This window comes from Streptomyces sp. NBC_01723 (assembly GCF_036246005.1).
Taxonomy (GTDB): Bacteria; Actinomycetota; Actinomycetes; order Streptomycetales; family Streptomycetaceae; genus Streptomyces.
In genome coordinates this window covers 8,365,932-8,378,753 of record NZ_CP109171.1, presented here as the reverse complement: position 1 = coordinate 8,378,753, position 12,822 = coordinate 8,365,932, and the positions used below count along the sequence as shown (strand labels likewise).

At 73.5% G+C, this 12,822-nt stretch carries 2 protein-coding genes; both read right to left on the bottom strand.

Annotated elements, in window-relative coordinates:
• Positions 1-141: 141 nt before the first annotated feature.
• Positions 142-1,842, bottom strand: a complete 1,701-nt coding sequence (locus OIE75_RS38880) for an ABC transporter ATP-binding protein (protein ID WP_329473734.1) — start codon at positions 1,840-1,842, stop codon at positions 142-144.
• On the bottom strand, positions 1,829-12,778 hold the full coding sequence (locus tag OIE75_RS38875) for a non-ribosomal peptide synthetase (protein ID WP_329473733.1): 10,950 nt from the start codon (positions 12,776-12,778) through the stop codon (positions 1,829-1,831). Before OIE75_RS38875 ends, OIE75_RS38880 begins: the two co-directional genes overlap by 14 nt.
• Positions 12,779-12,822: the final 44 nt, after the last annotated feature.

The window sequence follows — 12,822 nt, the reverse complement described above, 5'->3', positions numbered from 1 at the left end:
ACTCACTTTTGCCACGCTGTGCACCGGATTGTCGGCTCCGGTGATCACAGGACCCCTTTCCCGTCCGTGCCACGGCAAACATCCGGAACGGGTGTATCGGGAGACACACGTGCGAGACCGCCGAGACACATGGTCAGCGGGTCAGCGGGTCACCGCCAGGCGGTACTCCTCGTCGGTGGCGAGCAGGTTGCGGTGCGTGTCCTCGGCCGTGATGACGCCCTCGTCGAGGACGAGGACGCGGTCGGCGGCGTCCAGGAGGGCGGGGCTACTGGTGATCACCAGGGTGGTGCGGCCCCGGCGCAGCTTGGCGACGTTGCGGGCGATGAGCTGTTCGGTGACCGCGTCGACGGCCGTGGTCGGGTCGCGCAGGACGAGGACGTCGGTGTCGGCGGCGAGGGCGCGGGCCAGGGAGAGCCGCTGGCGCTGTCCCCCGGAGAGGTTGGCGCCGCGGTCGCGGACGGCGTAGTCGAGCCCTTCGCGGTGCAGGGCGACGACGTCGGTCAGCATCGACGCCTCGACCGCCTCGGGGACCGTCCGACCGGTGCCCGACGGGTCGATGTTCGTACGGAGGGTGCCCGCGAAGATCTCCGCGTCGTACGGGTTGACCAGCAGATGCTCGCGGACCGCCTCGACCGTGAGGTCGGCCAGGTCGCGTCCGCCGAGCCGCACGCTCCCGTCGTACCCGTCGGGCGGTACGTGCAGCGCCAGGACCGAGGCCAGGTCGGCGGCGGCGCTCGGCTGGTAGGCGGCGATCGCGACGAACTCGCCGGCGCCCACCCGGAACCGCACCTTGCGCAGCGTCCCGTGCCGTACGCAGTCGACCTCCAGGTCCGCGCCCGCGGCCGGCCGGCCCGTGCCCGGTGTGGTCACCGGCGGCGCGCTGAGCACCAGCGCCATCCGTTCGGCCGAGGCCCGGGCGATCATCACGTACTTCGGCATCTCCGAGAACAGCCTCAGCGGCTCCATGATGAACTGCGCGAGCCCCACGGCCATGACGAGTTCGCCGATGTTGATCCGGCCGGCGAAGGCCAGCCAGCCCGCCGTCAGGGTCACCGCGGCGGCGAGCACCGCGTTGAGGCCCAGCGCGGTGCCCGCGTAGACGCCGTTCACCCGGGCGACGGTGATGGACTGGTGCTTCGCCTCCGTGCTGACCCTCCGGTACGAACGGAAGGCGGCGTGGTTGCCGCCGAAGCCGTGCAGCGGACGGAGCCCGATGATCAGGTCCGCGACCTTGGCGCCCGCCCGGGCCACCCGGGCCTGCTGTTCACGGGTGCTGGAGCCGATCCGTCTGGACATGACGCTCAGGACCGACAGGATGGCGGCGGTCCCCACGATCACCAGCAGGCCGAGCCGGATGTCGGCCAGGCCGAGCGCGACCGCCGCGATCAGCACGGCGACCAGCGAGCTGATCAGCAGCGGCACCACCTCGATGATGTCGGCGGTCTGGTCGGCGTCCTCGGTGGCGATGGTCAGCACCTCGCCGGACTTGAGGTCGATGTCCTGGGCCACGGGCTGGAGTCCGCGACCCGCGACCCGCACCCGCCAGCGGTGCGCCTCGGTCGTGTTGGCCTTCTGGAGCACCCGCATCCCGTACCGCCACGACAGCGACACGGTCGTGATGATCACGGCCAGCGCGCCGATGGAGACACCGAGTCTGCCGGGGCTCAGGTCCCGCATGGTGTGTTCGACGATCAGTCCGAGCGCGATGGGGAAGGCGGTCTCGGCGGCCTGGTAGAGGCCCATGAGGAGGGTGCCCCAGGCCATGGCGCCGAGGTTGCGCCGCAGGGCGGTGCGGAGGATGTCGGACCCCTGGCGGGTCCGCTGCTTGTCAGGATTCTTCATCGAGGTGACGGGCAATCGCTTCCGGGGTTCGCAGGGTGAACAGATCGCGGATCGTGATCACTGGACCGTACTCCCGGCGGAGCAGTCCGGTCAGCCGTACCGCCAGCATGGAGTGCCCGCCGAGGGCCGTGAAGTCGCTGACCGCGCTCACCTCGTCGTCGTCCAGGTCCAGTGCCTCGGCGAAGAACTCGCACACGGTGGTCTCGGTCTCCGTCTCCGGGCCGCGCTCCCCCGCCGTGGTCAGCGCGCCCAGCGGCCTGGCCTCGGGCAGCGCCTTGGTGTCGGCCTTCCCGTTCACGGTCAGCGGGATGGCGTCGACCTGCGCGTAGTGCGTGGGGCGCAGGAAGTCCGGCAGCCCGGCGCCGACCTCGGCCGCGACCGCCGCCAGGTCGGCGCCGTCCAGCACGAGGTAGGCGGCGAGCCGGTGGGCGCCGTCGACCTGCGGGTCGGGCTGGGCTACGGCGGCGACGAACCGCACCGCCGGGTGCGCGGCGAACACGGCCTCGACCTCGCCGAGTTCGACCCGGTGGCCGCGGATCTTGACCTGCTGGTCGGTGCGGCCGAGGTACGTCAGGTTGCCGTCGGGGCGGCGCAGCACGAGGTCGCCGGTGCGGTACATCCGGGCGCCGGGGGCGCCGAAGGGGCAGGCGACGAAGCGGTGCGCGGTCTGCGCCGGCTGCCCGAGATAGCCGCGCGCGATGCCGATGCCGGCCACGTACAGCTCGCCGGGGACGCCGTCGGGCAGCGGCCGCAGCCACGGGTCCAGGACGTACACGTCCGTGTTGTCGATGGCGACCCCGACGACCGGGTCCTGGCATTCGAAGGTGCCGACGCCGAGGGTGTTGATGGTGTACTCGGTGGGCCCGTACAGGTTGTAGCCCACGGTCCCCTCGGTCTCGGCGAGCCGCTGCCACAGGGCCGGGGTGACGGCCTCGCCGCCCAGCAGCACCAGCGCGGGCCGGCGGGCCGGGTCGTCGAGCAGTCCCTCGGCGACCAGTTGCTGCGCGTAGGTCGGGGTCACGTTGATGACGTCGATGCCGTGCCGGAGGCAGTACTCGACCAGGCGGGGCGCGTCACGGCGCAGTTCCTCGTCGCAGATGTGCACCTCGTGGCCGTCGGCCAGCCACAGCAGTTCCTCCCACGACATGTCGAAGGCGAACGACACGGTGTGGGCGATCCGGAAGGTGCGGTGGCCGTGTTCGGCCAGTACCGGTTCGAAGATTCGGCGCTGGTGGTTGACCAGCATGTTGGTCAGCCCGGCGTACTCGGTCACCACGCCCTTGGGCTTCCCGGTCGATCCGGAGGTGTAGATGGTGTACGCGGGGTGCCGCAGCCGGTCCGGGTCGTCCGGCGCGAAGGTGCGGTACGGCTCCGCCTCGGGCAGCGGGCGGTCCAGCTCGATCAGGTCGCCGGTCAGCCGGGGCGAGACGGCGCTCACGGTGAGGATGACGTCCGGGCGGGCGTCCGCCACGATCGCGGCGATCCGCTCGTCGGGGTGGTCCAGCTCCAGCGGCACGTAGGCGGCACCGACGCGCAGTACGGCGAACAGGGCCACGATGTAGTCGAGCGAGCGCGGGACCGCGATGGCCACGTTCGTCTCGGGTCCGATGCCGCGCCCGGCGAGGACGCCCGCCACCGCGCGGCTGCGGTCGCGGAGTTCCGCGAAGGTCATCGTGGAGCCGTCGGCGACGAGCGCCACCCGCTGCGGGTCGTGGTCCGCCGCCCGGTCGAACCGGTCGACGACGGTGTCGGTGCCGACGTCGGTGCGTTCGACGGGGCGGGGCTCGGAGGCCAGGCCGCGCAGCGCGCCCACCGGGCCCGTGGACCGGGCCAGGTCGTCCAGGACTTGCAGGTAGTCGTCGAGTAGGCGCCGGGCGTTCGCGGTGTCGTGGTCGCGGTACTCCAGCTTGACGGTGAGCCGGTCTCCGGGGGTGACGACCCAGGTGAACGGATAGTGGGTCGAGTCATCGGCGCGCACGGAGGTGATGCCGTGCCGGGCGTTCATCTCGGCGAAGGCGTCCAGGTCGAGGAAGTTCTGGAGCACGAACAGGTTGTCGAAGAGGGTGTCGTGGCCGCCCGCCCGCTGGATCTCGCCGAGCCCGAGGTGTTCGTGCTCCATGGCCTCGACCCTGGCCGTCTGGACCGCCGTGAGGTAGTCGCGGACCGTGTCGTGCGGCCGGGCCCGGGTCCAGGTGGGCACGGTGTTGAGCAGCACGCCCACGATGTCGGCGAGCCCCTCGCCGTCGCGGCCGGAGACGGTCACGCCGAACACGGCGTCGGTGCGGCCGGTCCGGGCGGCCAGGAGCAGGCCGAACGCGCCGGTGAGGACGGTGTTCAGGGTGACCCCGTGCGTCCTGGCCGCCGCCCGCAGCAGTTCCGACTCCTCGGCGCCCAGGGTGTGGACGAGTGCGCGCGGCAGGTCGTCCGCGAGGGCCGGGGCGGGTCCGGCCAGCAGGGTCGGGCCGGGGAGCCCGGCCAGGTGCTCCGCCCAGAAGCGTTCGGAGGCGGCGGGGTCCTTGGCGGCGAGTGCCCGCACGTGGTCCTCGAAGCCGGGCGTGGCCGGGACCGCGACGGGGAGCGTGCCCGCGAGGACGGCCCGGTAGGCGTCGAAGAGGTCCCGCAGCACGATCTCGCGCGACCAGCCGTCCCACAGCAGCAGGTGGTAGCTGAGCAGCAGGCCGTCGCGGTCGTCGGGCAGGCGCACCACGGTCAGCCGGATCAGCGGTGGTTCGCCCGGGTCGAATCCCGTGTCCCGGTCGGCCAGCCGCAGGGCCTCGACCTCCGCGTCCGTGGCCGCGTCGACGGTGCGGACGCCGACCCGCCGTCCGGCGGCGAGGACCTGGACGGGGGCGCCGTCGTCGTCCGTGGTGAAGCGGGCGCCCACGGCCGGGTGCCGGGCGATCACGAAGGCCATCGCCTCGGCCAACGCGTCGGTGTCCAGACGCCGTTCGAAGGTGAAGTAGCTCTGGGCGACGTAGTGCCCGGTCGAGCCGGCCAGCTGGGCCTGGAAGAACAGGCCCCGCTGGAGGGGGGTGACCGGCGCGGTGCGCTCGGCGGTCCCGGCGGCGTCCGCGATCTGTTCGAGTGCCGTCAGCCAGTGCCCGGTGATCGCGTCGGGTACGCCCTTTGCGAGGGTGAACTCCGCGTGCAGGGCGCCGGTGGCCGCGTCGGTCCACGCGTTCACCTCGACGGCGTACGGGCTGTGACCGTCCTCGCCGGTCAGGCGGGGCGCCTCGGATTCACCACCGCGGCCCAGGTAGTTGAACAGCACCTGCGGGTGGGTGTCGAAGAGCGGGGCGGTCTGCGGATTGAGGTACCTGAGCCGGCCGTAGGCGGCGTGCGCGTCCTCGTCGGGCTGCCGTTCGGTGATCTCGTGCGCGGCGGCGACGGGGTCGCTGTGCGGGGTGAGCCGTACCGGCGCGATGGCGGTGAACCAGCCGACGGTGCGGGTGTAGTCGTGGTGTGCGAGGGCCGGGGCGCGGCCGTGCCGCTCCAGGTCGATCGCCAGGTCGGTGGGCGACGCCTGGACTCGGGTGAGCGCTGTGCGCAGCGCGCCGCACAGCAGCTCGGTGAGACCGAGGCCGAGTGCGGCGGGCGCGGTACGTGTCAGGCGTTCGCTCACCTCGGGCGGGAGGACGGCCGTGGTCTCACGCAGCCCGGTGGCCGGGGGCAGGGGCCTGGGGGCAGCGAGTGTGGTGAGCCAGTGGTCCAGGTCGTCGACGTCGGTGGCGGCCCGGTACGTCAGCGCTTCGGCGTACTCGGCGTAGGAGGTGGTCGGCGGTGCCGGGGGCGTCCCGCGCAGGGCGCCGGCCAGGTCGTCCAGCAGGATCAGCCAGGACACGGCGTCCACGGCGAGGTGGTGCACGACGACGACCAGGGTGCGGCTCGCCTCCAGCCAGGTGAACGCGACGACCTCGCCGGACTCGGGGTCGAGCCGTCCGGCGGCCAGGTCGGCGGCGGCCGTCGCGTCGGTCCCGTCCGTGCGGACGACCGTCACCTCGCGGTCGGGCTCCGTGGTCAGGGACCACACGCCGTGCCGGACGCGCAGGCGCATCCTGAGCGCCGGGTGCGCGCCCACGACGGCCCGGGCGGCGCGTCGCACGTCGGCGGGTCCGGCTTCCTCGGGGACGGTGAGCGTCCTGGCCTGGGCGAACCGGGCGAGCGGGCCGCCCAGTCGGCGTTGCCGCAGGATGATCGGCGTGAGGGGCAGCGGGCCGTCCTCGCGGGGAGCGGGTGCGGGGGTCTCGGGGTGCGGGGCGCCGGTCGTGCCGAGGTGGTCGGCCAGGGCGCGCGGTGTCCTCAGCAGGAACACGTCGCGCGGGGTGATCGGCAGGCCGAGCGCCCTGGCCCGGTTGATCACGGTGATGGCGACGATGCTGTCGCCGCCGGCCGTGAAGAAGTCGGTGTCGGCGTCCACGGCCGCGCCGGGCAGCGTCTCGCTGAAGATGCCGACGAGCGGGGCGAGGGCGTCGGCGCCCGGGTCCGTCACCGGCGGCACTCCGGGCCGGCGGGCCCCGGCCGTGTCCTGGGGCGGCACCGCGTCGCGGTACGCCGCGGCGGCGCGCGCGGTCAGGGCCCCGCGGTCCAGTTTTCCGTTGACCGTCAGCGGGATCGCTTCCACTGGCAGCACCCGGCCCGGCACCATGTGCGCGGGCAGCTTCGCCGCCAGGAGGGCGGTGAGGTCGTCGGGCACCCGGCCCACGACGTGGGCCACCAGGTGGTCGCCGGTGTCCGCGACCGTGACGGCCGCGTCCACCACGCCGTCGAGGTCCCGGAGCGCGGACTCCACCTCGCCGGGCTCGATGCGGAACCCCTTGAGCTGCACCTGGTCGTCGGCGCGGCCCGCGAACTCCAGCTCGCCGTCGAGCGTGCGGCGGGCGAGGTCGCCCGTGTGGTACATGCGGGAGCCGTCACCGGCGAACGGGTCGGCCACGAAACGCCCGGCGGTGAGCCCCGGCCGGCCCAGGTAGCCCAGGGACACCTGGTCGCCGGCGACGTAGATGGCGCCCACCCGCCCCGGCGGTACCGGCCGGAGCCGGTCGTCGAGCAGGTGGGTGACCAGGCCGGGGATCGGGCCGCCGATGGGGCTGGCGTCGTCGCCGGGGCCGAAGTCCGCGTCGGTCAGGACCCGGTGGGTGACGTGGACCGTGGTCTCGGTGATGCCGTACATGTTGACCAGCTCGGGCGAAGCGGTGCCGTGCCGGTCGACCCAGCCGCGCAGGCGCCCGAGGTCCAGCGGTTCGCCGCCGAAGATGATCCTGCGCAGTGCGGGCAGCGGTACGCCGGCGTGCCGGTCGGCCTCGGCGAACTGGTGGAACGCGGACGGCGTCTGGTTGAGCACGGTCACCTCGCGCTCGCGGACCAGCCGGTGGAAGTCGACCGGGGAACGGGTCAGCGCGTAGTCGGGCACCAGCAGTTCGGCGCCGTGGGCCAGCGCGCCCCACAGTTCCCAGACCGCGAAGTCGAAGGAGAAGGAGTGGAACTGGACCCACACGTCGTGCGGGCCGAACTCCATGGCGGGCCGGGTGTGGGCGAGCAGGGTCACCACGGCGGCGTGCGGGACGACGACGCCCTTGGGCCGGCCCGTCGAGCCGGACGTGTAGATGACGTAGGCGGGGTCGCGCCAGTCGGCCTCGGGGCCCGGCCCGGTGCCGGCCGGTGCCGGTACGGGCTCCTCCCCCTGTACGAGCACCCGGGCCGTGACGCCCGCGCGGTCCAGCAGCCGGGAGAAGCGGTCGCGCTGTTCCGGGGCCACGAGGACGACCTGCGGCGCGGCGTCGGCCAGGACGTACTCCAGCCGCTCGTCCGGGTAGGCCAGGTCCAGCGGCACGTACGCTGCGCCCGCGCCGACCACCGCGACCAGGGCGACGACCTGCTCCGCGGAGCGCGGGACGGCGACGGCGACGCGCCCGCCCGGTGCCACGCCGGCCGCGCGCAGGACGGCGGCGAGATCGTCCTTGGCGTGCGCCAGTTCGCCGTAGGTGAGGGACCGGGTGGTGCCGTCGAGGGCGCACTGGGTGACGGCGGTGGCGGCGGGGTCGCGGCGTGCGGCGGCGTCGAAGAGCCCGCCCAGGGTGGCCGGGGTGACCGGTTCGACGCGCGAGGACGCCGCCATGGCGAGGTGGCCGACCGGGGTGTCCGGGCGGGTGAGCAGGCCGGTGAGGGTGCGGGTGAAGGCGTGCAGGATGCGTCGGGCCCGGGGTTCGCGCAGCAGCTCACCGTCGTGGATGAGGTTGAAGCGCGGTCGGCCGTCGGGGGTGCGTTCCACCACCAGCGTCAGGGGGTAGTGCGGGGCGCCCTCGTTCACGATGTCGGTGACGGCCAGCGTGTCGCCGGGTCGCCGCAGGTCCGCGGTGTCGGTCGCGACGTCGAACACCACGAGGGTGTCGAAGAGGGGGCCGGCGCCGGTCCGCCGGGTGATCCCGGCGAGGGGGACGTGCTGGTGCGGCAGGACCGCGCTCTGGTGCTCCCGGACGGCGGCGAGCAGGTCCCGTGCGGTCGTGGTGCCGGTCCACCGGGCGCGCAGGGGGATGGTGTTGATGAAGAGGCCGACCATGTCCTCGATGCCGGGCACGTCGGCGTCGCGCCCGGAGACCGTCGAGCCGAACACGACGTCGTCGCGGCCCAGGACGGAGCCCAGGGTCAGGGCCCAGGCGCCGTGCACGGCGACGCTGAGCGGCACGCCGGCCGCGCGGGCGGCGGCCTCGACGTCGGTCTCCGGCACCACGGCGGTGTCCGCGAAGCGGTCGGAGGGCGTGTGGCCCTCGGCGACCAGGGAGGGGCCGGGCAGTCCGGCGAGCTGCGAGCGCCAGACCCGGTCGCTCTCCTCGTCGTCGCGTGCGGCGAGGCGGCGCACGTGGTCGGGGAAGCCGCCGAGCGGGTGGACGGTGCCCGGCGCGTGGTACTCGGCGAGGAGGGTGCGCAGCATGGGCGGCACCGACCAGCCGTCGGCGATGATGTGGTGCACCGTCTGCACCAGGACGTGCCGGCCCTCGCCCGCGCGGACGAGGGTGTACCGCATCAGCGGGCCGGTGGCCAGGTCGAACCCGGCGCGGCGGTCGCGCTCGGCGTGCTCGCGGATCTCGTCGTCGGTGATGCCGGGGCGGTCGAGCACGGTGAAGGGCGCCTGGACGCCGTTCTCCAGGACGGAGACCACCCGGCCGTCGTCGAGGGCCACGAACCGTGCGGTCAGGTTCGGGTACAGGCTGAGCAGGCGGGTGGCCGCCGTGGCGAGCCGGTCGGTGTCGACCTCGCCGTCCAGGGTCAGCAGTTGCTGCTCGACGTAGCTGCCGTTCGCGTCGTCGTCGTAGACCGAGTGGAAGTACAGGCCCTCCTGCAGGGGGGTCAGCGGGAGGATGTCCCGCAGCGCGGGTCCGTCCAGGGTGTCGACGTCGGCCTGGGTGAGGGACAGGGGCCGGAAGTCGCTGGGTGTGTGGCCGCCTGCGTCGAGTGCGGCCAGGCCGCTCAGCGCGTCCAGGTAGTAGCCGCCGAGGGTGGTGATGTCCTCGTCGGTGAACATGCCGTCGGGCCAGGAGACGGTGGTGACGAGCTGGTACGCGCCGTCCGTGCCGGGTTCGGCGACGGCGTTGAACTCCAGGGCGCGCGGCAGGCGCATCCGCGGATCGCGCTTCTCGCCCAGCTGTTCCGTGTTGCGCGCCAGCTGCCACTCGCCGGAGCCTCCGGCTGCGAACCGGCCGAGGTAGTTGAAGAGCACCTGGGGTGCCGGTGCGTCGAAGGAGACTCCGGCCAGGTGGCGGAGGGCGCCGTAGGAGACGCCGTTGTCGGGTACGCGCGCGAGGTCTTCCTTCACCGCCTTGAGCGCGGTGGCCAGGTAGGCGGGTGCGGTCGGGTCGGGGGCGGTGCCGGGGTCCACGGTGACCGGGAAGAGAGTGGTGAACCAGCCGACGGTCCGCGAGAGTTCGGGCTCGAATCCGGCCGACGGAGCGACGAAACGTCCCTCGCGGCCGTGGCCCTCCAGCTCGATGTGCGCGAAGGTCTGGGACTGGCCGAGGTCGCGGCGCCACCGGGCGAGGGCGACGGCGAGTGCGGTCAGCAGGACGTCGTTGACGCCCGCGTGGAATCTGGCGGGTGTCTCGCCGAGGACGGCGGCGGTGGCACCCGCGTCGAGCGACACGGTGCGTACCCGTTCCCTCGCCACGGTGTCGGTCGCGGCCGGGGCGCGGCGGCCCAGCGGTTCGTCGGGGCCCGGCAGCGGGCGCCGGAAGGGAGCGCTGTCGGCGTCGAAGGCGGCGCGCTCGAGCAGCTGGGTCCAGCGCCGGAACGACGTCCCCTCGGGGGGAAGTTCGACGGCTGCGCCCGAGGAGAACTGCCGCCAGGCCGTGGCCAGGTCCTCCATGAGCACCCGCCAGGACACACCGTCGATCACGACGTGGTGGACGACCACGACCAGCTGCCGTGCCGCGCGCCGCCAGACGGCGCTCAGCATGGCGCCGGACTCGGGGTCCAGTGCCTCGGTGGCGAGGGTGACGCACGCGTCGAGGGGCCGGTCGCTCTCCTGCCAGAGGGCCGCGGCCGGGGCCGCGTCGGGGATGTCGAAGCCCCAGCGGTCGCCGCGCACCAGCCGCGCGCGGAGCATGGGGTGCCGGCCGGTCAGGGCGGTGAGGACCTCGTCGAGGGCGTCCGGCCCGAGGTCGGCCGGGGTGTTCAGGACGACCGACTGCACGAAGCCGTCGACGGCGTCGGTGGTCTCGCCGAGCCACTGCACGACGGGGGACCCCACCACGGTGCCGGTCGGGACGTCGCGGTGGTCCACGGCCGTGGTGTCCTCGCGGCTCGCCACGGCGGCCAGCGCTCCCACTGTGCTGTGGGTGAAGATCTGCCGTGCCGTGACGTAGAGGCCCGCCTCGCGCAGCGCGCCGAGCAGGGAGATCGCCAGGATGCTGTCCCCGCCGAGCTGGAAGAAGTCCTGGTCGACGCCGACCTCGTCCAGTCGCAGGAGCGCCGCGACCGCCGCGCACACCGCGCGTTCGTTCTCGGTGGCGGGCGGCACGGACGCCGCGGCACCGGTCACGGGCTCCGGCAGCGCGTGGCGGTCGATCTTGCCGTTGGCGGTGAGCGGGAACCCGGTCGTCACGACGATGTGGGTGGGCACCATGTACTCGACCATGTGCGCGCCGGCCCACGCCTTGACGTCGTCGGCACGGAGGTCCTCGTGGCCGGCGGCGGGGATGACGTAGCCCACGAGGTAGGTGCCGCCCGCGGCGTTCTTCCTGGCGACGACGCAGGTGTGGCGCACCCCGGGGTGTTCCGCGAGGCCGATCTCGACATCCTCGATCTCCAGGCGCATGCCGCGGATCTTGACCTGGTTGTCCGCGCGGCCGAGGAAGTCCAGCGAGCCGTCGGGGGCGTAGCGCGCGAGGTCTCCGGTCCGGTAGAGCCTGGACCCGTCGTCGGCGAAGGGGTTGGCCACGAACCGGGACGCGGTCAGGCCGGGTGCGCCCACGTACCCGCGGCCCAGGAGGAAGCCGCCGACGTACAGTTCGCCGCCGACGCCGACCGGGACGGGGCGCAGTTCGTCGTCGAGGACGTAGAGCTGGGTGTTGGGGTTGGCCTTTCCGATGGACGTCGACAGGCGTTCCGCCGCGCCCCGGTACACGACGTGGGAGACGCCGATGGTCGTCTCCGCCGGTCCGTAGCCGTGGTAGAGGGGGATGTCGAGCCGGGTGCGGAAGCGTTCGTACAGCTCGGGGGTCAGCACCTCGCCGCCGCACCACACGTGGCGCAGGCTGTCGAGTCGCCCGGAGTCGCCCGCCATCTCCAGCAGGACGTCCAGCATGGACGAGACGAGGTAGGTGAAGGTGACGCGCTGTTCGGCGATGACGCCGAGCAGATGGTGGGGGTCGCGTTCGCCGCCCGGGCGCAGGACCACGAGCCGGCCGCCGCGGACCAGCGGCAGGAAGATCTCGTTGACGGAGATGTCGAAGGACAGCGGCGCCTTGAACAGCGACACGTCGTCGGGGCCGAAGCCCAGGATGTCCTGGGCCTGCCACAGCAGCCGTTCGCTGATCGCCTCGTGGCGGATCATGGCGCCCTTGGGCCGTCCGGTCGACCCGGAGGTGAAGATGACGTAGGCGAGGGCGTCGCCCCGGACGGAGGTCTCCGGCGCCTCGGCGGGGTGGGCCCCGTGGCGCCAGTCGCCGAGGTCCACGGCGAGGGCCTCGGGTTCGTCCGGGGCGTGTTCGCCGGTGGCGTTGAGCTGTACGACGACCCCGGCGTCCTCGATGACGACGGCCCGGCGCTCGGCCGGCCAGTGCGGATCGAGCGGTACGAACGCGCAGCCCGCCCGGAGCACGCCGAGCAGCCCGACGACCATGTCGGCGGAGCGCTCCAGGGAGATGCCCACGGCGTCTTCCGCGGTGAGCCCGCTTCCGGTCAGCCGGTGGGCCAGCTGGGCCGACAGGGCCGCCGTCTGACGGTAGGTCAGTGAGCGGTGCTCGTCGACCACGGCGACGGCGTCCGGTCTGGTGCGGGCCTGGGCGAGGAACATCTCCACGAGCGTGGGACGCGCCCGGTCGGCGTCGGTGTCGTTCCAGGCGGCCAGGCTCGCCAGCCGGGCCGCCGGGCCGGAGGGGCCGATGGTGCCGAGGGGCCGGTCCGGGAAGTCGGCCAGGTCGTCGAGCGCGAGCTGCGCGTCGTCCGGTACGACGCCGTCCGGGAGGGTGATGCTCCGGCCGTCCGTCGCGACCTCCCAACCGCCGGGCGTGGCGCCTCCGTTGGCGACCCAGCCGAGCACGTCGCCGAAGAGGGTGCCCGCGGTGAGGTCGAGTCCGGCGGGGCTCCGGCCCGTCGCCCAGTACGACAGTCCGATGGCGCACGCCGCGGCGATGGTCCGGTCGGCGAAGTCCCCGGTGCGCCTGCGGATGTCGGTCAGGTGCCGGGGGGAGAGCAGTACGAGACGAGCGGTCGGTTCCATCATCGAAGAATCCACGCCCTTCCAAGGAATGAAGGCAGGCTAACCTA

Bases quoted from the DNA above. Each gene is read 5' to 3' on its own strand.
- OIE75_RS38880 (WP_329473734.1), bottom strand. From the start codon at position 1,842: ATGAAGAATCCTGACAAGCAGCGGACCCGCCAGGGGTCCGACATCCTC.
- OIE75_RS38875 (WP_329473733.1), bottom strand. From the start codon at position 12,778: ATGATGGAACCGACCGCTCGTCTCGTACTGCTCTCCCCCCGGCACCTG.